Origin of the sequence: Limnohabitans sp., assembly GCF_046052765.1 — a bacterium.
Lineage (GTDB): Bacteria > Pseudomonadota > Gammaproteobacteria > Burkholderiales > Burkholderiaceae_C > Limnohabitans.
Window position 1 is genome coordinate 1 of sequence record NZ_JAVLFQ010000055.1, and the last position, 19,538, is coordinate 19,538.

Consider the following 19,538-nt stretch of genomic DNA (forward strand, 5'->3'; position numbering starts at 1 on the left):
TAAGTTCATTCGATTTTGGCAACAAGTGTTGTCTTGCACAGCACATCCAATTATCGTACTTGGTAACGTTTGTTTCTTCCTGTTCACTCTGATTTTTTTATGAGCACCACTTCTGCACCACCTTTGCCAACAAATTTCTGTAACTCTTTCAAAGCATTCTCAAGTGACTTCGGTTCAACTGGATTAATGTGGAGATACAGAAGGTCTTTGGTGGCAGACTTCTGAATCATCTCTTTTAGTTTGGTCTTGTCAATATTCATGAATTGACATCCTCAACTTCATCAAGCAACGGTTCAATCACAAAGCGAACATCGCCGTTCTTTAACAACTTCATCACTAGAGGAACAGTTTGTAAGACTAGGTAATTGACATCAGACTTGGTCATGCCTGTATCAAAATCAAGTGTATAAAAAGTTTCCCTCTGTTCTTTGAGATATCGTTTGAATGTCTTTAGCGAGTTCATATGCAACTCTCACATTCGGAAAGTACTGCTGAAATACCACGGGTCTGTATATCGTTCAAGTGACGAGCAATCGCATCACGAGCAAGAGTCGCTTTAGGTATCTTAGTGGATTTGGAGATGCGATTGAATTTGTTGTACATGGATGCATCTAGGCGGATTGGAACTTGAATTCTTGGTTCGTTTTCGGTGTTTCTTGTGCTCATATGGTGTTTCCTTATGCTGGTTAGACACTAGAACTAGATTCAGTTCTTGATGTGCGATGGTGTTAACGGGTACTACCGGAATCTGTATTGATTCATGTAGATATTTATGTCATCTGGATTCTTCAGATTTCTAGTGGTTATTTGGATAAGTTCTATTGGTGTTCTGGTTCAATCATCTTCACTCGTAAACTCGTTCAGATGATGCTTCGCCGTTTCAGGTCTTTTGGTGAAATAGGTAAATAAAATCTATGGAACCGTTAACGAAGTTAACATTCATTGGAGCGTAGCGGAGATGAATTATCTGGAATCATTTATAAATAACCTTTCAACAGATTCTGGATGTGTTTGCGGACCTTGCCCAGTGACAGGCAAGGTTGTTGCAGTTCTTTCAACGAGTTCTATCGTGCTTCAGTTATTACACAACTTGATTGAATCAAGACAACGGCAGGTTATGCGGTCTCCGTTTTACATGCTTGCTTTACGCAGAAGTGTGGTGCCATAACTGAAGCAGTCACATTTCTTGTGGGTATAAGGCATTTCCCACTCACTTTCGGTAGATACAAATTCTTGCAACTACTTACCTTCATACATTACTGCATGAACAACCATTCCGACATCGCAAATGTAAATCACGGAGGAGGGTCCGGTCTATTTAAGGCATCCAACCATCAGTTGGGTAGTGCGATGAAGTCAGATAACGAGCAATCTGATTTACCTACCGTCACACATCAGAACGGATTCAGTAGCACTATGACAATCGGCGTGCCAACCTTTAATTCTAGTTTAATATATCTATTTATACAACTTGATTACTCAAGATACATATTTACCGCAAAAATAGTGGTGAATATGTGGTGTGGTACAAAACAACTTGTAAATACAAGTTGAGACTCACGATGGACAACAAAGTGGCAACTAATTCTGAAGTTCTTCCAGCGGTAAACATGAAGGAAGTTGAACTGGCGGTTGAAAGAATCACAGGATCGTGGACAAAGACTATCCATGCATTAATTGAGACTGCGAAGATGTTGCATGAATATCAAAGAACACCTGACTATGACGCTATCCGAAAGGTCCTACACGATAGGAGGATCATTGATATGTCTGTGCAACAAATCCTAATTGGTATTGCTGGAAACCCCATACTCACAAATAAAAAATACTTTAAACACCTTCCACCTCATTACAGTAATCTTGGGTTTCTTAGTCGCATCAGAAGTGAGAAATTGATTGCACTCATGGACAAGAATGAAATAACTCCCGCAACAACACTTTCCGATTCCAAAACTCTTGCATTGAAATACGGCAGTTTGAAGAAACCGCAGAAACCACGAACTGATAGAGGGCACAAATTTAATTTCCAGTTGACTATCGAATCCACAGTTGATGCCGAAGTTTTCATTACTGAACTAGTGGCACACATAGAACAATTTGAAGGCATAACACTTAGGGTTCATTAATGACGATTACTGAGTTCATTGAATCTAAGAAGAATGCCGGTTCGCATATTTTGTTGACTCCAGATTCGTATGCAATTTTTGGAAAAGATAAATTTGATGACCTAGTTCAGATTGGTCAGCACAAACTAAGAAATCCACCTGTTTCTTTATACAAAAAGGATAAAAGAGTTGTTGTAACAGTAGATGAACTTCAACGGTTGTTTCAGCAAGTAGTAGCACTCAAGCAAACTGCTGCAAATGCCTTCTTTACAATCTACTCTGATGATGTGAAACGCATAAAAAAATCAATCACATCTTTGGATGCAACACACATCCGTATTTGGTCAGATGGGCAAAAAGTAAATGTAACTATCTTTGATTGCAGGGACTTTGAGTTCCGCACTCGGATTGGTCGGAAAAACAATTTGGAGTTGAATTATCTTGAACTTGATACCACTGTCGTTAATGAATTCTCAACCACACTGAACACCAAATCAATCAACAAAATTCCTATGGATAACTGGAATTTACGGGTGGGGGTCAATGGAGTGACTGAAATCAAACCGTTTTCAAATTCTGATTCATACCTGATTCGGGATCAGAGGTTGATAGAACCTGTGACTGTTTTTGATTCTGCATCTGTTGGTCAAAGAATTTCTTTTCAATTTCATCCCAACTAAGTTTTTCTAGTCCGAGATACCAATCTACTTTTTCATACTTGCCTTGTTTTTTCAATTCAGCAAGATTGGTTAAACTCTTTGACATTCGGTCCACAACACCTTTGACGAATTGTTGTTCCTGTATTCCTCTATCTATTCGTTTGATGCGTTTCTGCCTACGCTCAGTCTCTACTTTCGGAATCTTGTTCAACCATTCAACATCGTCTTGTTTTCTTCTGGTGGTATCACCATAGGCACCAAATCTCCACAGTTGCGTAATTTCGGCAACAGTCATGAAATGTTCTTCTGGTACTAACTCATCTTCAGAAATACGGTCGCACAAAAAATCTTTGGCATTCTTATAGAGAAATGAGTTGTAAACACCTCGCTTTTCAGAAGTGGCGAACTCGGATTCGGGAATTCCAAGAAATTTATAGCATTTCAAAATTGCACGGGTCTTGTTATCCCGCATTCCATTACCTGCACTATTCTTTTTTTCAAAATGTTTCCAATATTCAAGAGGATGATATGTTCGCATCCATTGATTAAGTTCACGATAAATGTGATCCCTTGGTTTAATTGGTTGTGATGAGTGTGAAGGTAATTTCTTGAGAAATGGATCTAATCCATCGTATTGAGTTCCATCACTATTTCCATAAAGTGATGTTGTGTGAACGCTAACAAGTTTTTCTCCGTATCGTTCTTCCCATACTTCTGCTACTTCTTTTGAAAGGCATAGAAGTGATAGCAACTTGCCACCACGCAGCATTTCACCAAAGAATCTTGTTGCTACTATTGTTTGCCCGTTGGCAACATATCGTAATTTACTATTTGCTTTTTGAACTTCTTTCCTATCCCATCCGATTTCATCGTGAAGTGACTTCACATCAAAAAGACCAGAAGATATGCAAATAATTCCAAGATAGGTTTTCGTATTTTTATCAACAACAATAAAGTAAATTTGTCGCCCAACAGTACCGTCATTAGGTGCAGATGAAACAAGTGTCTTGATGATGTTCCAGTGCAAACTCAATGGTTCATTATCAGCAAGTAACTTTGTAGATTCTTCACCCCAGATATTGAAAGACTGAACAGTATGGGGTTTGTTAACTTGAACCAACATTGGTTCTATGCGTCTGAAATCTGAAACACCAGTCGGACGCCATGTAAGTCGGTCAACCCATGCAATTTTTTTATTATTTACTTTTGGTAACCACTCTTGCAGTTCTATTTGCTTATGTGCAAGTGGATAAAGTTTGGCAGATTTGCGTTGAATATTTTGTAAGAATCGTAGTTCTGCAATAACTAACTTCTTTATCTTATTTTTTTCTTGTTCATATTCAGTAACAGAATAGGATTTAGATTCTTCGTTGGCAAACCAACTCACATAGTTTGGATCGTCAATTGAATCTGAATTGCGAGACATATTACATCTCGTTAAGTGATTTGATGGACTTACGTGCAATTGAAAATGTACCGAAGTCAGCAAGTTGTATTTCTTCTCCTTGTTTCAGTTTCTCTGACATTATTTCTATCATTGAGTTAACCATCAAGTCCAAGTCTTTCAATAATAGTTTTTTGTTTGTGCGTTCATGCATTTCTCGGACAAGTTCTGTTTTATTCATCAAAATTTTCTTTCCTGAGCAGGATTACACTTTCCTTTTTCACTTACTTCCAAATCTCGTAGTTCCCAATTTTTTTCATCTGGAAATCTCATCCATATATTTGCTTTGAATATTCCATTTATCCTATCAATTCGATAATCCCCTGTAAGAATAATCAATTTCTCATCCCATTTATGTTTTATTCCTTTATCTACAATGATTCCTGAATAGTTAGTCTCATTCACATAAGTAATTAAATTATCATTTCCTACAGCAGCAATTGAACCTTCTAATAATTCACCAGTTTTTTTATTAACCAGCATAGATAAATTTTTCTTTTCGATTCTAGGTTTAGAATTATTTTGATACTTATAGTTATTTGTAACAACTATTTCGCAGTTAAGAAATAAAAATTCATCATCAGCATATGTTGTTGAAAATGCGCAACTAAATATTAATAAAATAATTAATCTTAAAGTCATTTCTTTTCCTCATAAAAACCTCTACCGGCAATGATATGACGCACACCACCTCTTGGGTTCTCAACATCTCCTTTGCGTCTAGGTATCAAATGCACGTGACAGTGAAATACAGTCTGACCAGCAGATTCACCGCAATTCATGCCAATATTGAAACCGTCAATTGATGCGTCTGTCTCTTGTAACAATTGTTTCTGTTCTGTCATCAACAGATTGATTGCTGATACTTCTGCTGGAACAAGACCGAAATAGTCTGCAATATGTCTTTTGGGTATGAATAGAGTGTGTCCCTCAGTGACAGGAAATCCGTCACGGATGACATAGGCAAGATTGTTCTCTGTAATGATGCGTTTTCTGTCATTTTTTTGAAGATTACAAAAGAGGCAATCGCTCTCTCGGTCTTCATAGAAAGCATTGGTTTCAAGAAAATCGGATGAAACAAGTGCCATTGCTAACTCAACAGTCTGAAGTCAACTTCATACTTTAAGAAGCGAATTGAATCGACATGCTTAAGTGCATAGTCTAATTTTTCATCTTTCCTTTGCGCAATGATGCATCCGGTTACCCTTTGATTTGAGTTACAGAGATGTTCTTTTACCCACCCCATGTATCTGAGTGTTTGACCCACTACAACATCTGATGCTCGATCCCGTTTTAATTCGACTACCAAGAAATCAGACTTATCTTTTCGCTGTCCGAGTATGTCTATAGGACCTGTGTTTGTCCTGTATTGCTGTCCACATCTTTGTCCCTTTTCTTCAAAGATTTCGTATTCCTTAGCAAGGGGGGTTCGATCCCAATTTGACACCAAGAAATCTTCAAGTTGTTTCTCAAAAAAGAACGAACTTCTCTCGTTCTCAACAACCAAATTATCTTCAACGACTACAGTTTTATGATGCGGTGAAATGATTGCTTGCAACTCGGCAACAGAGATAACAAGTCGAACACACTCGTAACCCTGTGGTGTTTTGTATCCATCTTCAAATTTTAGGATTGAACCAGTTCCTAAAAATGTAAATGGAGGTTTCTGATTCCATCTTGCAAAAAAATACGGTTTGAGTTCTCCAGAAATGAGTTTTTGAAACAGTGGATTAGTCGACTTTTTATTAGGTTTACTAAACCAAATCAGTGTATTTGTCTTTTCATCGTAGTAGTTCTCAAAGTCGTGTCCAGTCCTACCCGCAACACCTATATTCATAAAGACAAACAACTTGTCATCGATTCGAGCGTAACCAGTTGTCCAGTCTCCACCATGTGGAGGGTTTTCTGGGCGAATGAGATTACCAATTTCATCTCGAGTGTATTGAGAACCCCTCTTAAACATAGCAATAACCCAACTTTGATCCCAAAGGAATCATTATCAGCGCATAGGTTAAAAAACCATTCAAATCTTTAAGCATCAAGTCTTCCACTCAATCTCAAGAATCACGAAATTGTCCCAACTTGGATACATCTTGCGTAGTGTCTGCATTGCCGCACTCTCTGTGTTGCCATAGACCTGTGTAGTCACTTGAGTGATTGAACGATGATTCAAATCACTCTTTGGTGAGTATTGGAACTTGATAGTTGCACGGTGCCAAGTAGTCATAATTTAAATTTTCCCTTTTCGCACCAAAATTTAAAATTTGAACCCTCATTTTTTTGAAATAATTCTTGAGCAGTCTGACAATAAGACATGTTAAATGTGCTGCCATTAGACGAATCAAAAGAAGCAACATGTATTCTCATAGTTATATCTATTGGAGAATTTCTATATAAAGTATAAACGTTACTCTCATCAAATAATAAATTTTTATATTTTATTTGAATACTATCACTTGAATTACAAGCAACTAAAAATATGATTGGAAAAAGATAAGTTATTTTAATCATTATTGTTTTTCTTTATTGATGTGGTTATCGATTTTTTATTATTTGTAACGATATTCTTGGCAACAGTCTTAGTGGTTTTCATGGGAGTTTTTTTGGCAATTTTCTTTACGGAAGCGATTTTTGCCTTTTCTTCCGTCTCGGGAAAGGCATGAAGTTGTTTCCTAGTCTGTTGTGTTGTTAGGTGGGAAGCATAGAACTTATCAATCATTGCTTGTGAGGTACGAGCATTACGAGCGAGTGTCAGTGTGTCTACTTGTCCTAAAGTCAATCTGAACATGATTGATGAGTGTCTGAGACTGTAGAGAGTCAACTTTTTATCTGTCGTGACTTCGATACCTGACTCTTTGACGATTCGTTTGAACAATTTGGCAACTACGGACATCATCTTGTCTCTGTCAGCATACTCATTGAAAAACACATAGTCATTCATTTGAGGATTTTTTCCTTTTGACTTTTTGAACTCAATCAGTTTGTCGTATGTGTGAACTATTCCTTCCATTGATTGAACAGGATTTTGATTGGTCTTGGTCGCTGGGTGATTGAGTTCTAACCAGTGGGATGATCCGTCTTGTTTTCTGGTTATATGTTTATGACGAAGAACTCTCAGGTCGGACGGTCGAATGAATGTGTTCACCATGAACTGAATTAGGTACTTCATCTCATCGGTGAGTGGTATACCTTGTACAACAGTATTTTTTTCAGATAGTTCATCAGAGCATTTGCAGACTAACTTGTATTCATCAAGAGTTAGGTAATCTCTTTTAAGGGAAGTTTGGAGTTTTCCTGTAATCCTTGGAAATACAGGTAGGTAATTCATCAAATCATTTGCAATAGCAAACTTCATTATTTTTCTCAAAACAACAAGATGATGTTTGACTGTTGCTGGTTTGATTCCAGTTTCAAGTAACTTCGTCACAAACTTACTGATTTGTGAGTTGGTGATGGTGTCAATCTCTTGTTGATTGAACTCGTTCAATATGTGTTGGGTGTATCGGTTGTAGTCGGATCTGTAAGTAGATTTATTGGAGTTTCGTTCAATTGAATGAAAGAACTCGTTACCTATAACGGCAAACTGTTTGGATTGATTACTTGTATTTGAACTGACACTTGAGAGTAGGGTGTCTTTGTAAAACTGGACAGCGAACTTCTTAGCATCTTTGATGTTTTCTGCTTTGGTGGTTTTGACTTTATATTTTGAATTGAAAAAGCAACGAACCCAGTAAAAACGAGAGGCGTTTGTTTTGTAGATTGTGAGAGTCTTGGGGTAACCGTGGACGGTTTGTTTGGATTCTTTGATGGGGTTAACTCGACTCATAGAGGTCTTGGTTGACTTCTTTGATGTCTTACTGGGGGTGGACTTTTGGGGTGTCAAAACGGGGTCTAAAAGTGGTTAAAAATCTGTTAGAGAGTTTTATACTGAGTTTTATACTTTTTGTCAATATGGTCTTGAAATGCCTATAAATGCTGGGTTTTGATAAAATCGAAATTAATGAAGCGTACTCATAATCCGTTGGTGCCGTGTTCGACTCACGGGGGGCCCACCAGAATTTTTTCAGCGCAGACTGCGTGTTAAGATGCGAAGCAGTGCGGCTGTAGCTCAGCTGGATAGAGTACTTGGCTACGAACCAAGGGGTCGTGGGTTCGATTCCTGCCAGCCGCACCATCTCATAACGGCTTAGCGTGTTCTCACGCTAAGCCTTTTTTTTGGCACAGAAACGCATAGCTTTACAGTTCAGTCGATATGTCTCTTCAAGTTCAAGCCGTCGTTATTGGTGCAGGCGCAGTTGGATTGGCTTGCGCCCGTGCGCTGGCACGCGAAGGCAAAGAAGTCATTATTTTGGAACGCAATGCAGATTTCGGGCTTGAAACCAGTGCACGCAACAGCGAAGTGATTCATGCAGGCATTTATTGCCCCACAGGTTCACTCAAAGCAAATATGTGTGTCGATGGAAGAAAAAAACTTTACGCTTTTTGTGATGCATACGGCGTTGAATACAGCCAATGTGGCAAATTGATTGTTGCTACTTCATATGACCAATTGAACGATCTGCAAAAAATTCAAGCGCGTGCCAGTGCCAACGGCGTCGACGATTTGCAATTGCTGTCAGCATCTGAAGCCATAGCGCTTGAGCATCAATTGCATTGCAAGGGAGCGCTGCTGTCACCATCGACGGGCATCATCAATGGCCGTGCCTATATGTTGGCTTTATTGGGTGACGCAGAGCGGCATGGCGCCAGTTTGGCATTGAACAGCAGTGTGAAAAAAATTCAAGCAACACCTGAGGGCGTGCGTTTAACTGTCATATGCGACTGCGTAGAAGAGGATTTGCTTGCTGAATCTGTGGTGAATGCTGCGGGGCATCAGGCGATTGGACTGGCCCGCACTTGTTCTTCAATGGCAGCAGAAAAAATCCTGACAGCTTATTTAGCCAAAGGCAATTATTTTTCGCTCGCCGGGCGTTCGCCTTTTTCTCGTTTGATTTATCCCGTGCCTGAACCCGGTGGACTAGGCGTGCATCTGACATTGGACTTAGGACTGCAAGCGCGTTTTGGCCCTGATGTTGAATGGGTAGAAGCTGAGGATTACACCGTCAATCCCCAGCGTGCAGAAGTCTTTTATGGCGCCATTCGTCAATATTGGCCCCATTTAGCTGACGATGCTTTACAGCCTGCGTATGCAGGCATTCGACCGAAGATTGTTCCCAAGGGCAGTGCTGATGCTGATTTCCAAATCCAGGGACCCGATGCGCACGGTGTCGCGGGATTGGTCAATTTATTCGGCATCGAATCGCCCGGTATTACCGCAAGCTTGGCTATTGCTGATCGGGTCATTGCAAATTTGGGCAGCCATTTCGTCCAAATACCTGTTTAAATGCCATGCAAATTTTTCTGATGAATAACGACGGCCAACCATGAGCAAAGCATTCACTCGCGAAGTCAACAGCGAAGACGACGATGAAGATGAGGGCCTTGCAGCGATTCCTAGTGGCAGTAAAAACTACATCACGCCGCAAGGCTATGCGCGTATGCGCACAGAGTTGCTCGCCTTGATTGACGATGAACGCCCCAAGGTGGTGGAGATTGTGCATTGGGCGGCCAGCAACGGCGATCGTTCTGAAAACGGTGACTATATTTACGGGAAAAAACGCTTGCGTGAAATTGATAGGCGCATTCGGTTTTTAACCAAACGCTTGGAATTGGCCAGTGTGACCGACCCGGCGGTTCATTTCGGCAGTGATCAGGTGTTTTTTGGTGCGACTGTCACCTATGAAGACGACCAAGGGCATGCCAAAACTATCACTATCCTAGGCATTGACGAAGCCGACAGTTTGAATGCGCAGGTGAGTTGGGTATCTCCCATTGCCCGCGCATTACTGAAGTCTAAAGTCGGGGATATGGTCAGATTGCAAACCCCGGCAGGAACGCAGGATATTGAAGTGATTCAGGTAGCCTACCCGCCAAAGTCTGACTGACCTGTCGCCAGATTTAGGAATGTCTGTTGGAGTTGGATCGTTTGGCTTGGCTGACAGAAGGCAGTCGTTGCAAACTGCTCAATACGCTTTCCAGATGTGTCGTATCTTGAACGGCAATCAAAAAACGCAAATCGGTGGCTTGTTTACCGCTGACTTCGTCAGCCATGCTGACCAGTTTGATGTCAGCCTGTGCCGAGGTGATAGCTGCCGCTACGCTGGCCAGCACGCCTTTGCCGTTGAGCACAGTCACCACAATACCCGCTTCAAAATTGCGAATCGGTTCATCCGACCATTCCACCGTGATGAATCTTTCACTGTCCTTGTGTTGGAGGCGTTGCGCCACATGGCAGTCCTGCACATGTACCACCAACCCCTCGCCGCGCCCCAGATAGCCAACGATAGTGTCCCCGGGTACCGGGTGGCAACATTGCCCATAGGTGACCGAAGCGTTGTCGCTGCCGTCAACCACCACACCACCTTGGGACACAGTTTCATGGGCCGTGAATCGCTCTCGGCTGAGCAGCAGTGGGTCAGGGCGTTCACCTAAATCAGCCAGCAGGCGAACCAAGCGTTTGGCCACAATGCTGGCGACGCGTTTACCCAAGCCCAGATCGGTCAGCAGTTCCTCGCGGGTTTTGCTGCCGGTAAAGCGCAATAATTTTTCCCATAAGGATTTGTGCGTGTGGTCATGGGCAGGCAGGCTGATGAAACCTTCGGCGCGCAGCGCCTGCGCCAATAATTTTTCACCCAAGTCCAGTGATTCTGTTTGAGCCCGGGTTTTCAGGTAGTGCCTGATTTTGGAGCGTGCTCTGCCTGTGCGCACAAACGCCAGCCACGCCGGATTGGGTGTGGCTTCCTCGGCGGTTTCGACTTCGATCACATCTCCGTTGCGTAACTCGGTGCGCAGGGACACAGGCTCTCTGTTGATTCGCGCTGACACGACGCGGTCGCCGACATTGCTATGCACGGCATAGGCGAAATCAACAACGGTTGCCCCGCGCGGCAAAGCCATGATGTGGCTTTTAGGCGTGAACACATAAACGGCGTCGGGGAACAAATCCACTTTGACATGGTCCCAAAACTCGGTGGCGTCTCGTGTTTCGTCTTGTATGTCCAATAAGGACTGTAGCCATTGCGTTCCCAGCCTCTCGGCTTTTTCACTGGTGTCATGGGATTTATAAAGCCAGTGCGCGGCCACGCCTGACTCTGCCACCAAATGCATGGCTTCGGTGCGCAATTGAAACTCGACATTGATGCCTGCAGGACCGACCAGCGTGGTGTGCAGCGATTGGTAACCGTTGATTTTGGCGATGGCGATATGGTCCTTAAATTTACCCGGAACCGGTTTGTAGAGTTGATGCAATATGCCTAAACTGGTGTAGCAATCGATCAGACTGGGCAGCAGAATGCGCATGCCATAAATATCGGTAACTTGGGCAAAGCTCAGGTGCTTGCCGCGCATCTTTTGGTAAATGGAGTAAAGCGTTTTTTCCCGACCGAAGATGCTGATGCTGAGCTTGGCTTGGTGAAATGAAGTCTCTACTTCAAGTTGGAGTTTTTGCAGCAAATCGCGGCGGCGGTTGCGTGCGCGCATCACTGCTTTTTCGAGAACTGAATACCGCCAGGGTTTGAGGTGTTTGAAGCTCAAGTCCTGCAATTCGCGGTAAGTCTGATTCAATCCCAGACGGTGCGCGATAGGCGCATAAATTTCCAAGGTTTCGCTGCTGATGGCTTTCCAACGGGTGCGTGGCATCGCCTCCATGGTGCGCATATTGTGGGTGCGGTCAGCCAGCTTGACCAGAATAACGCGCACATCGCGAGCCATGGCCAACAGCATTTTTCGAAACGATTCAACCTGACCTTCCTCTTGCGTGTCAAAGCTCAATTTGTCTAACTTGGTAAGGCCGTCGACGAGTTCTGCCACGGTAGGACCGAATTTTTCCAACAAATCGGTTTTGCTGATGCCGCAGTCTTCCATCACATCATGCAGCAACGCGGCCATCAAGGCCTGGCTATCTAGTTTCCATTCGGTGCATTGCAAAGCCACCGCGATGGGATGTGTGATGTAGGGTTCGCCGCTGCGGCGGGATACGCCCAGATGCGCTTCATCGGCAAATTTGTAGGCGCGACGTACCTGCTCTATGCCTTCTGCTCCCAGGTAATCGAGTTTGGCGACCAGCGACGCAAAACTCGCTGCCGCAGCGTTACTGGCAGGCGTTGGAGGTGAAGGTTTTTGAGCGACGAGGGTTGCCATGTACTAAATGTAGCGTTTTGCCCTCTGACGAGCAAAAAATGTCGAAAAAAAACACCGACTTGGCGGTGTTTTTGGGGAAGAAAATGCGATTGGCTGTTAGCCGGGTACTTTTTTCAGCATTTCTATGCCCACTTTACCTGCGGCAATTTCGCGCAAAGCAGTGACGCCTGGCTTGTTTTTGCTCTCAATTTTCGGGGTATGGCCTTGAGCCAGCATGCGTGCGCGGTAAGTGGCAGCCAGTACCAATTGGAAGCGGTTGGGGATTTGTGCGAGACAGTCTTCAACGGTAATGCGTGCCATGGTGGTGTGCTCCGGATCGGTTAAGTGAGGTTTAAAGCCTGAAAAATATCTGACCTGCTTCGGCGCTGGGACGCGTATTTGAGTCTTTGCGCATGAACAATGGCCTTGAGGTCGAACAAGGCTTTGTCAAAAAGTTGGTTAATTATAACGAAGTCAAATTCATGCGCCTGTGCCATTTCTTGTGCAGCATTTTCCAAGCGTAATTCAATCACTGCGGGGCTGTCCTCGCCACGGCGTTGCAAACGTGCGCGTAATTCGGTCATGCTGGGGGGCAGAATAAAGATCAACACCGCGTTGGCAAATATTTTCTTGATCTGTACAGCACCTTGAAAATCAATTTCAAGGATGACGTCCATGCCGTTGGCGATGCGTTCTTCAATGGTGGCACGCGAAGTGCCATAGCGGTTGCCGTGTACATGTGCCCATTCCAAAAACGCGCCCTCGGCCACCATGCGGTCAAATTCCTCGTTGTTGATGAAAAAATATTCGCGTCCGTCAAACTCTTGGCCGCGTGGCGCTCGGGTGGTGTGCGACACCGACGGTTGCACGCCTGCATCAAGCTCCATCAAGGCTTTGACGAGGCTGGATTTACCGGCCCCGCTGGGAGCAGCCACCACAAATAAATTGCCAGGATAAGTAGTCATCATTCGAGATTTTGTACTTGTTCACGCATTTGCTCGATCAACACTTTCATGTCCAGCGAAATGCGTGTGAGTTCGATGGCGCTGGATTTGGAGCCCAAGGTATTGGCTTCACGGTGCAATTCCTGAATTAAAAAGTCCAGCCGTTTACCGACGCCCTCGGCTTGTTTCTTTTGCTTTAAGAGTCTGGCAATTTCATCTAAATGGGTTTTCAGACGGGTGATTTCTTCAGCCACATCGGCACGAATGGCGAAGCTTGCTGCCTCTGCCAGCGCCCTCTCGTGGACGGTTTCAGGCAAAGCCTGCGCATCGGCCAAGGCCAAGGCTTCGCGCCAGCGCTCCAAAAATTTCTGCTTTTGCAATGCCACTGCCTGCGGCACCAAAGGCAGCGCTTGTTCAGACAAGGTGTGCAATTGCTTGGCGCGACTGAGTAAATCGTCAGCGAGTTTGAGGCCTTCACGGTGTCTGGCTTCGCACAATTGAGAAATGACGGTGTTGGCCAATGCCATGACGTCAGCAGAAATATCTTGCTGCAATACAGGATTGCTGTTTGAGGCCATGCGCATGACTTCGGACACTGACAGCAGTGGCGCATCCGGCAGCCACATGCGTATCTGGTTTTGAATGCCCACCAAGTTTTTCAGCAAAGGCGTATCAGGTGCGGCCAGCACAAGCTCAGCGGCAGACTCCAGATGGACGCGCATTTCTACTTTGCCACGCTTGATGTGTTTGCCGATCAGTTCACGCAGGGCGGGTTCGAATTGGCGCAACTCTTCGGGCAAACGGAAACTGAGGTCTAGGTAACGGCTGTTGACCGAGCGAATTTCAAGTCCGAGGCGCAAACCATGTGCTGCTGACGAGTCAGTGCCAACTTGAGTCTGGGCGCTGGCGTAACCGGTCATGCTTTGCAGGGACATGTCGCTCTCATTTCTAAAACCATCATTATCTCAGGCGTCAGCGATTGTCTGAACGACAATGGCGGCTTCATTCACATTGCTTGTTTTTCACCATGACATTTATTGCATCTCGACAGACCCGCGCTAACGACGCTTTGCGTGCGGTTCGCATCACCCGCAACTTCACCATGCATGCGGAAGGATCCGTATTGGTTGAATTTGGCAATACCAAAGTGTTATGCACTGCTTCAGTGGAGGAAAAAGTGCCACCGCACAAACGCGGCTCTGGCGAGGGCTGGGTCACCGCTGAATACGGCATGTTGCCACGCGCCACCCACACCCGCAGCGACCGCGAGGCTGCCAAGGGAAAACAAAGTGGACGTACCCAGGAAATTCAGCGATTGATAGGGCGCTCCATGCGGGCGGTGTTTGATCTCCAAAAACTAGGTGAGCGCAGCATTCAACTCGATTGCGATGTATTGCAAGCCGATGGCGGGACCCGTACTGCGGCCATCACCGGCGCTTTCGTGGCGGCGCAGGATGCAGTCAATGGCTTACTACAAAGCGGAAAACTCAGCGAGACGCCCATCATCGATCACGTGGCTGCCATCTCGGTCGGTTTGCTGCATGGCGTTGCTTTGCTGGACCTTGAATATGTGGAAGATTCTGTTTGTGATACCGATATGAATGTGGTGATGACGGGTTCAGGCGGTTTTGTGGAGGTGCAAGGTACGGCAGAGGGCGCAGCTTTCAGCCGGACTGAAATTGACCAGTTGCTGGCGCTGGCTGACAAAGGCATACGCGAATTGGTTTCATTGCAAAAAGCGGCTTTGAACCAGTGATGAAAACCATTGTCCTGGCGTCCAATAACAAGGGCAAATTGGCCGAATTGCAGGCCATGTTTGCGCCGCTGGGTTTGCAATTGATTGCCCAAGCCGAATTGAATATTCCCGAAGCAGAAGAACCTTTTCATACCTTTGTCGAGAACGCTTTGGCCAAGGCGCGTCACGCCAGCCGCATCAGCGGTTTGCCTGCGCTTGCCGATGACGCAGGTTTGTGTGTGGACGCCTTCAATGGTTTGCCAGGCGTGCAAACCGCTTTTTATTGCACCCAATTTGGCTATGAGAAAAGCGATGACAACAACCGCCGCGCCTTGCTGGAGCAAATGCAAAACACAAGCAACCGCCGCGCTGCACTCGTCAGCACGTTGGTGGCGTTGCGCCACGCCGATGACCCTGAACCTTTGATCGCCAGCGGTCGAGCGGCAGGCGAAATTACGCGGGAGTTGCGTGGCGACAAAGGCTTTGGTTTTGATCCGGTGATGTTCATTCCAGAAGTGAACATGACGTTTGCACAAATGAGCGAAGTTGAAAAAAATACGCGCAGTCACCGAGGACAAGCGGCACGCTTGATGTGCGAATTGATGCAACAACGCTGGCTGGCATGAACTTAGATATTGCGCATCTGATGCGCCCGGGTACTTTGTCATTGACTTCGCTGCCGCCGCTGTCGGTGTATGTGCATTTGCCATGGTGTTTGAAAAAATGTCCCTATTGCGATTTCAATTCGCACGAATGGCGGTCTGAAGTGACAAGCAAGGAAGTGATTTATCTGCAAAACGCTGACAGCGGTTTACCTGAGCAGGCTTACCTTGATGCACTTTGTATGGACTTAGAAGGGAGTTTGCCGCTTATTTGGGGCAGGCCTGTGCACAGTATTTTCATAGGCGGAGGCACGCCGAGTTTGTTTTCTGCCAAAGGCATTGCGCGATTAATCAGTGATTTGCGTGCACGCTTGCCTTTGGTGCCTGATTGTGAAATCACGCTAGAAGCCAACCCCGGCACGTTCGAAAAGGACCGGTTTCATGCGTTCCGCCAAGCTGGGGTGACACGGTTGTCGGTAGGCGTGCAAAGTTTTAACGATACACATTTGAAGGCCTTAGGCAGAGTACATGATGCATCGCAAGCCATGGCTGCGGTGCAAGAGGCGGCGCAGGCATTTGACACTTTCAATATTGATTTGATGTACGCCTTGCCAGGGCAGGACCTGGCGGATTTGCAAACCGATTTGGCGACCGCGCTGAGTTTGAAACCGCCACATTTATCCATTTACCACTTGACGATTGAACCCAACACCTTGTTTGCGAAATACACACCGTCAGGTCTGCCGCCAGACGATTTGGCCTATGACATGTTAGATCTCATCGTCGAACAAACATCAAAACACCATTTGCAACGCTATGAGGTGTCTGCGTTTGCACAGGAGGGGCACCGCTGCTGGCACAACACCAATTACTGGCAGTTCGGTGATTACTTGGGGCTGGGTGCTGGCGCACACAGCAAAATCAGTTTTGCGCACCGCGTCTGCCGCATGGTGAGACACCGCGAGCCAAGTTTATACATGCAAAAGTCGATGACAGGTGCGGCTGTGGCGCAATGCAACGAAGTCAGCCGCAGTGAATTGCCATTTGAATTCATGCTGAACGCATTGCGGTTGAGAGAAGGTGTGCCCTTGAATGCTTTTAGCGAACGAACCGGCATGCCGCTTTCAGCGATTGAGAAAAACTTGCAAATGGCGCAGGAAAAGGGCTTGCTTGCTAATGACTATTCACGTATCAAACCTACCGACAAAGGGTTTGATTTTTTGAGCGACTTGCAATCCCTTTTTCTGCCGCAGACCGATGTATCTGGAGCTGGTTAGAATATCCCTGCTTGACCAGACACGATAAGGAAGCGTGGCAGAGTGGTCGATTGCACCGGTCTTGAAAACCGGCAACGGGAAACCGTTCGTGAGTTCGAATCTCACCGCTTCCGCCAATGTCTTATTTCTTTTTTTCCTGCGAGTTATAACAACTCGCTATTAGATGCGAATGGACTTAGGGTTCACACTTCCCGATTGACATCACGCCTTCTTGTTGCCTAGGGTAGTGTCTAAAAACATACTGCCCATCTTTAGATATTTTGATGTAGCCCTTGTTGTCTGATGGATTGACAACCACAGCTTGGCCTTCTTCATCCCATTCCACGCGGATGTTCTGGTATGTTTCAGTGAATTCTTTGAATGCGGGTGGGACTGTTAAGGTGATGGCATTGGCTTTAGATTGCACTTTGAAAGTGAAGGTGGGGATTTTTGTTCTCCCTGCGCAATTGACATGCACATTAGAGCAAAACACAGTTTCTTCTGGAATACACGTTAATGTTTGAGACTGTTTGAGTTTTGCAACCATATCGTTCGCTTGCGCGACAGCAGTTTGGTATCCACAGATGGCCCATAAAACCCAAATTGAATTTGCGAATTGGATGGCTAGGGACGAGTTTTTACGCATGAAAAAGTCTTTCAATCAATGGTTGTATTTATACATTCATGTATTTATCGAGTGGACGCCTCTTTGTAGGTATTGTCAAGAAAGGTTATTTCTCTGATAAACAACATGAGCGAATTAATTCCACTGAATATTTGACAGTTCCAGTCAATGAGCCAGCAACCGACGGAAAGTTCTATACTCAAAAAAACCGCGAACTTAGTCCGATTGATTTCTTACCCAAGCATCAACGGACATGTGATGATTGAGAACTTATGGGAGACTCTCTATGAATGCACCAGCAGAAGCCGCGATCATGCTTGATCGCCACCAAAAACTTGGAGATGGCGTTTCCCCTTCATTGCCACAGCCGCGAAAATTTGCGAACGTTCAGGAAGAACGGTTGCACCGTAAGCAAATGTTGGCGGCTTCATTCAGGCTGTTTTCGCGTTTTGGTTTTGACGAAGGCGTGGCTGGGCACATCACAGCACGTGACCCTGAATTCCAAGATACTTTCTGGGTCAACCCTTTTGGGATGCACTTCAGTCACATCAAAGTATCCGATTTAATTCGTGTTGATCACCGTGGCAATGTGGTGGACGGTGCGCTGCCAGTGAATGAGGCTGCGTTTGCCATCCATTCACGTATCCATCAGGCTCGCCCTGATGTCGTTGCTGCTGCGCACACCCATGCGCCACATGGCCGTGCTTGGGCTACCTTGGGAAAGCCCTTGGATATTATTTCTTTGGATTCGTGCGCGTTTTACAAAGACCATGTGGTCCATAACGATTTCGAGGGGGTGGTGCTTGAAGTGGATGAAGGTGATCGCATTGCCAATGCTTTGGGTAAAAACAAAGGCGTTATTTTGCAAAACCACGGTTTGTTGACCGTGGGTGATTCGGTAGAAGCCGCCGCCTGGTGGTATATCGCTATGGAGCGTTGCTGTCAGGTGCAGTTGATGGCTGAGGCTGCTTCTCATGGCAAACCTTTGAAGATGGTGACTCAGACTGCAGCTGAGCAAGCGTTTCCCATTGTCGGGTCGTCGTATGCAGGTTGGTTCCAGTTTCAGCCTTTGCTGGCCCGTATCTCCAAAGACCAGCCGGATTTGTTTGATTGAGTCTGATGCGCCTCGGGTAGCTTATTTGTAATTGAAATACACAAAGATAAAAGATACAAATACGCCCTATAAAGACTGCTCCCTAAAAGTTGGAAACAAATCCAACTTTGAAGGAAGCTTTTTAATTTTTTGATAGACGTCTGGTATCAGAATTTTAGGCCTGCACCAATGGTGTAGCCTGAAGAACTTGAGCTTCCGGTTTGGGAGAAATAACCACCAGAAGCAAAAATAGATTCTGTGATGTTGAATTTGACACCCAAGCTGAAGTTGTTGTATGAAACCGATCCAGCAGATATGTATGAGTAGGCACCCAAAACATCTGCGTCACCTGAAACCTTGGCTCTTGCGCCTAAAGATAGGTTGTAGCCAGTTTTGGTTCCAGAGTAAGTTTGTGAATAGTATGAAATCGAGGTCAAAAAGTCTGCGTTGGTGGCGATGGGCAAACGATACCCAAGGCCCAGATTGGATTTTTCGTAATTGCTCTTACCAGATTTAGTCAGGCTTGCGTAGTTACCCAATACATAAATATTTTCGTTAACCAAAAAAGAACCACTGGTGTAGTAACCTGAGTAATTGGAAATTGTTCCTATTTTGGCTGAAGCGTAATCAACTTCAATTTTGTTGTAGTCAAGACCTGTTTCAGATTTGCCTGGTTCGTTGGCCATGGCAAGGCCAGAAATAAATGTCAGTGCGGCTAAAGCGATCAGTTTTTTCATAGGGTTTCTCCTGTTGCGAATACCCTATTTTAATTTGATAGGTAAGACTAGAAATTTGATTCGGTAAATTTATTAAATCTGTTGTTTTTAAATGAGGGAAAGATGGGAAATGAATTAATAA

Annotated in this window: 22 protein-coding genes and 2 tRNA genes; 9 read left to right on the forward strand and 15 right to left on the reverse strand. The window is 44.9% G+C overall.

Annotated elements, in window-relative coordinates; all coding sequences use genetic code 11:
• Positions 1 to 83: 83 nt before the first annotated feature.
• Both AC9UG7_RS07560 and AC9UG7_RS07565 read right to left on the reverse strand, forming a co-directional pair.
• Positions 84 to 260, reverse strand: coding sequence for a hypothetical protein (locus tag AC9UG7_RS07560; protein ID WP_509586196.1), 177 nt, complete (start codon positions 258 to 260; stop codon positions 84 to 86).
• Positions 257 to 385, reverse strand: coding sequence for a hypothetical protein (locus AC9UG7_RS07565; RefSeq protein ID WP_509586198.1), 129 nt, complete (start codon positions 383 to 385; stop codon positions 257 to 259). The genes AC9UG7_RS07560 and AC9UG7_RS07565 overlap by 4 nt, the downstream gene beginning before the upstream one ends.
• A gap of 1,177 nt (positions 386 to 1,562) precedes the next feature.
• Between AC9UG7_RS07565 and AC9UG7_RS07570 the strand changes: the two genes are divergently transcribed.
• Positions 1,563 to 2,126: a hypothetical protein gene (locus AC9UG7_RS07570; protein ID WP_509586200.1), complete on the forward strand. Its 564-nt coding sequence runs from the start codon at positions 1,563 to 1,565 to the stop codon at positions 2,124 to 2,126.
• Positions 2,127 to 2,663: 537 nt separating this feature from the next.
• On the opposite strand, the gene AC9UG7_RS07575 is transcribed toward AC9UG7_RS07570, so the two are convergent.
• The 7 genes from AC9UG7_RS07575 to AC9UG7_RS07605 form a co-directional block, all read right to left on the reverse strand.
• Positions 2,664 to 4,190, reverse strand: a complete 1,527-nt coding sequence (locus tag AC9UG7_RS07575) for a Druantia anti-phage system protein DruA (protein WP_509586202.1) — start codon at positions 4,188 to 4,190, stop codon at positions 2,664 to 2,666.
• Between the two features lies 1 nt (position 4,191).
• A complete protein-coding gene (locus AC9UG7_RS07580; RefSeq protein WP_509586203.1) occupies positions 4,192 to 4,389 on the reverse strand; it encodes an HU family DNA-binding protein in 198 nt (65 codons plus the stop codon).
• Positions 4,389 to 4,850, reverse strand: a complete 462-nt coding sequence (locus AC9UG7_RS07585) for a hypothetical protein (RefSeq protein ID WP_509586205.1) — start codon at positions 4,848 to 4,850, stop codon at positions 4,389 to 4,391. The genes AC9UG7_RS07580 and AC9UG7_RS07585 overlap by 1 nt, the downstream gene beginning before the upstream one ends.
• Positions 4,847 to 5,296: an HIT family protein gene (locus tag AC9UG7_RS07590; RefSeq protein WP_509586207.1), complete on the reverse strand. Its 450-nt coding sequence runs from the start codon at positions 5,294 to 5,296 to the stop codon at positions 4,847 to 4,849. The genes AC9UG7_RS07585 and AC9UG7_RS07590 overlap by 4 nt, the downstream gene beginning before the upstream one ends.
• Positions 5,297 to 5,298: 2 nt before the next feature.
• Entirely contained in the window at positions 5,299 to 6,171 is an 873-nt protein-coding gene (locus AC9UG7_RS07595) for an endonuclease NucS domain-containing protein (protein ID WP_509586210.1), read from the reverse strand.
• 260 nt (positions 6,172 to 6,431) lie between these two features.
• Positions 6,432 to 6,719 (reverse strand): hypothetical protein, encoded by a 288-nt coding sequence (locus AC9UG7_RS07600; RefSeq protein ID WP_509586212.1) that lies wholly within the window; start codon positions 6,717 to 6,719, stop codon positions 6,432 to 6,434.
• Entirely contained in the window at positions 6,712 to 8,034 is a 1,323-nt protein-coding gene (locus tag AC9UG7_RS07605) for a tyrosine-type recombinase/integrase (RefSeq protein WP_509586214.1), read from the reverse strand. The genes AC9UG7_RS07600 and AC9UG7_RS07605 overlap by 8 nt, the downstream gene beginning before the upstream one ends.
• A gap of 271 nt (positions 8,035 to 8,305) precedes the next feature.
• Between AC9UG7_RS07605 and AC9UG7_RS07610 the strand changes: the two genes are divergently transcribed.
• From AC9UG7_RS07610 to greB, 3 genes are all read left to right on the forward strand, one after another.
• Positions 8,306 to 8,382: transfer RNA gene (locus AC9UG7_RS07610), tRNA-Arg, on the forward strand.
• Positions 8,383 to 8,460: 78 nt separating this feature from the next.
• Positions 8,461 to 9,591, forward strand: a complete 1,131-nt coding sequence (locus tag AC9UG7_RS07615; RefSeq protein WP_509586216.1) for an NAD(P)/FAD-dependent oxidoreductase — start codon at positions 8,461 to 8,463, stop codon at positions 9,589 to 9,591.
• Between the two features lie 40 nt (positions 9,592 to 9,631).
• The gene (greB, locus tag AC9UG7_RS07620) at positions 9,632 to 10,192 is read left to right on the forward strand and encodes a transcription elongation factor GreB (protein ID WP_509586218.1); all 561 of its coding nucleotides are present in this window, start codon (positions 9,632 to 9,634) and stop codon (positions 10,190 to 10,192) included.
• A 13-nt stretch (positions 10,193 to 10,205) separates the two neighbouring features.
• Here greB and AC9UG7_RS07625 read toward each other — a convergent pair whose 3' ends face one another.
• The 4 genes from AC9UG7_RS07625 to AC9UG7_RS07640 all read right to left on the reverse strand — a co-directional run bounded on the left by AC9UG7_RS07625 (position 10,206) and on the right by AC9UG7_RS07640 (position 14,304).
• The gene (locus AC9UG7_RS07625) at positions 10,206 to 12,446 is read right to left on the reverse strand and encodes a RelA/SpoT family protein (protein WP_509586220.1); all 2,241 of its coding nucleotides are present in this window, start codon (positions 12,444 to 12,446) and stop codon (positions 10,206 to 10,208) included.
• Between the two features lie 96 nt (positions 12,447 to 12,542).
• The gene (gene rpoZ, locus AC9UG7_RS07630) at positions 12,543 to 12,746 is read right to left on the reverse strand and encodes a DNA-directed RNA polymerase subunit omega (RefSeq protein ID WP_509586222.1); all 204 of its coding nucleotides are present in this window, start codon (positions 12,744 to 12,746) and stop codon (positions 12,543 to 12,545) included.
• Between the two features lie 20 nt (positions 12,747 to 12,766).
• Positions 12,767 to 13,390 (reverse strand): guanylate kinase, encoded by a 624-nt coding sequence (gene gmk, locus AC9UG7_RS07635; RefSeq protein ID WP_509586283.1) that lies wholly within the window; start codon positions 13,388 to 13,390, stop codon positions 12,767 to 12,769.
• The gene (locus AC9UG7_RS07640) at positions 13,390 to 14,304 is read right to left on the reverse strand and encodes a YicC/YloC family endoribonuclease (protein WP_509586224.1); all 915 of its coding nucleotides are present in this window, start codon (positions 14,302 to 14,304) and stop codon (positions 13,390 to 13,392) included. Before AC9UG7_RS07640 ends, gmk begins: the two co-directional genes overlap by 1 nt.
• Before the next feature lie 92 nt (positions 14,305 to 14,396).
• Between AC9UG7_RS07640 and rph the strand changes: the two genes are divergently transcribed.
• From rph to AC9UG7_RS07660, 4 genes are all read left to right on the forward strand, one after another.
• On the forward strand, positions 14,397 to 15,125 hold the full coding sequence (gene rph, locus AC9UG7_RS07645; RefSeq protein ID WP_509586226.1) for a ribonuclease PH: 729 nt from the start codon (positions 14,397 to 14,399) through the stop codon (positions 15,123 to 15,125).
• Complete coding sequence (rdgB, locus tag AC9UG7_RS07650; RefSeq protein ID WP_509586228.1) at positions 15,125 to 15,730, forward strand: RdgB/HAM1 family non-canonical purine NTP pyrophosphatase; 606 nt, start codon at positions 15,125 to 15,127, stop codon at positions 15,728 to 15,730. The genes rph and rdgB overlap by 1 nt, the downstream gene beginning before the upstream one ends.
• Entirely contained in the window at positions 15,727 to 16,983 is a 1,257-nt protein-coding gene (hemW, locus tag AC9UG7_RS07655) for a radical SAM family heme chaperone HemW (RefSeq protein WP_509586230.1), read from the forward strand. The genes rdgB and hemW overlap by 4 nt, the downstream gene beginning before the upstream one ends.
• 28 nt (positions 16,984 to 17,011) lie before the next feature.
• Positions 17,012 to 17,099 (forward strand) — tRNA-Ser (locus tag AC9UG7_RS07660).
• A gap of 59 nt (positions 17,100 to 17,158) precedes the next feature.
• Here AC9UG7_RS07660 and AC9UG7_RS07665 read toward each other — a convergent pair.
• Complete coding sequence (locus tag AC9UG7_RS07665; protein ID WP_509586232.1) at positions 17,159 to 17,608, reverse strand: hypothetical protein; 450 nt, start codon at positions 17,606 to 17,608, stop codon at positions 17,159 to 17,161.
• Between the two features lie 265 nt (positions 17,609 to 17,873).
• Between AC9UG7_RS07665 and AC9UG7_RS07670 the strand changes: the two genes are divergently transcribed.
• Entirely contained in the window at positions 17,874 to 18,701 is an 828-nt protein-coding gene (locus tag AC9UG7_RS07670; RefSeq protein WP_509586234.1) for a class II aldolase/adducin family protein, read from the forward strand.
• A 146-nt stretch (positions 18,702 to 18,847) separates the two neighbouring features.
• Here the strand turns inward: AC9UG7_RS07670 and AC9UG7_RS07675 are convergent, their stop codons facing one another.
• Complete coding sequence (locus tag AC9UG7_RS07675) at positions 18,848 to 19,417, reverse strand: hypothetical protein (RefSeq protein ID WP_509586236.1); 570 nt, start codon at positions 19,415 to 19,417, stop codon at positions 18,848 to 18,850.
• Positions 19,418 to 19,538 lie beyond the last annotated feature (121 nt).

What these genes read in the sequence shown, in the direction of transcription:
- gmk (WP_509586283.1), bottom strand. Translation starts at nt 13,390, where the DNA reads ATGACTACTTATCCTGGCAATTTATTTGTGGTGGCTGCTCCCAGCGGG.
- AC9UG7_RS07625 (WP_509586220.1), bottom strand. Translation starts at nt 12,446, where the DNA reads ATGGCAACCCTCGTCGCTCAAAAACCTTCACCTCCAACGCCTGCCAGT.
- AC9UG7_RS07605 (WP_509586214.1), bottom strand. Translation starts at nt 8,034, where the DNA reads ATGAGTCGAGTTAACCCCATCAAAGAATCCAAACAAACCGTCCACGGT.
- AC9UG7_RS07580 (WP_509586203.1), bottom strand. Translation starts at nt 4,389, where the DNA reads ATGAATAAAACAGAACTTGTCCGAGAAATGCATGAACGCACAAACAAA.
- rph (WP_509586226.1), top strand. Translation starts at nt 14,397, where the DNA reads ATGACATTTATTGCATCTCGACAGACCCGCGCTAACGACGCTTTGCGT.
- AC9UG7_RS07575 (WP_509586202.1), bottom strand. Translation starts at nt 4,190, where the DNA reads ATGTCTCGCAATTCAGATTCAATTGACGATCCAAACTATGTGAGTTGG.
- AC9UG7_RS07640 (WP_509586224.1), bottom strand. Translation starts at nt 14,304, where the DNA reads ATGTCCCTGCAAAGCATGACCGGTTACGCCAGCGCCCAGACTCAAGTT.
- AC9UG7_RS07615 (WP_509586216.1), top strand. Translation starts at nt 8,461, where the DNA reads ATGTCTCTTCAAGTTCAAGCCGTCGTTATTGGTGCAGGCGCAGTTGGA.
- rdgB (WP_509586228.1), top strand. Translation starts at nt 15,125, where the DNA reads ATGAAAACCATTGTCCTGGCGTCCAATAACAAGGGCAAATTGGCCGAA.
- rpoZ (WP_509586222.1), bottom strand. Translation starts at nt 12,746, where the DNA reads ATGGCACGCATTACCGTTGAAGACTGTCTCGCACAAATCCCCAACCGC.
- AC9UG7_RS07590 (WP_509586207.1), bottom strand. Translation starts at nt 5,296, where the DNA reads ATGGCACTTGTTTCATCCGATTTTCTTGAAACCAATGCTTTCTATGAA.
- AC9UG7_RS07560 (WP_509586196.1), bottom strand. Translation starts at nt 260, where the DNA reads ATGAATATTGACAAGACCAAACTAAAAGAGATGATTCAGAAGTCTGCC.
- AC9UG7_RS07585 (WP_509586205.1), bottom strand. Translation starts at nt 4,850, where the DNA reads ATGACTTTAAGATTAATTATTTTATTAATATTTAGTTGCGCATTTTCA.
- AC9UG7_RS07595 (WP_509586210.1), bottom strand. Translation starts at nt 6,171, where the DNA reads ATGTTTAAGAGGGGTTCTCAATACACTCGAGATGAAATTGGTAATCTC.
- AC9UG7_RS07600 (WP_509586212.1), bottom strand. Translation starts at nt 6,719, where the DNA reads ATGATTAAAATAACTTATCTTTTTCCAATCATATTTTTAGTTGCTTGT.
- AC9UG7_RS07570 (WP_509586200.1), top strand. Translation starts at nt 1,563, where the DNA reads ATGGACAACAAAGTGGCAACTAATTCTGAAGTTCTTCCAGCGGTAAAC.
- AC9UG7_RS07565 (WP_509586198.1), bottom strand. Translation starts at nt 385, where the DNA reads ATGACCAAGTCTGATGTCAATTACCTAGTCTTACAAACTGTTCCTCTA.
- greB (WP_509586218.1), top strand. Translation starts at nt 9,632, where the DNA reads ATGAGCAAAGCATTCACTCGCGAAGTCAACAGCGAAGACGACGATGAA.
- AC9UG7_RS07670 (WP_509586234.1), top strand. Translation starts at nt 17,874, where the DNA reads ATGAATGCACCAGCAGAAGCCGCGATCATGCTTGATCGCCACCAAAAA.
- AC9UG7_RS07665 (WP_509586232.1), bottom strand. Translation starts at nt 17,608, where the DNA reads ATGCGTAAAAACTCGTCCCTAGCCATCCAATTCGCAAATTCAATTTGG.
- hemW (WP_509586230.1), top strand. Translation starts at nt 15,727, where the DNA reads ATGAACTTAGATATTGCGCATCTGATGCGCCCGGGTACTTTGTCATTG.
- AC9UG7_RS07675 (WP_509586236.1), bottom strand. Translation starts at nt 19,417, where the DNA reads ATGAAAAAACTGATCGCTTTAGCCGCACTGACATTTATTTCTGGCCTT.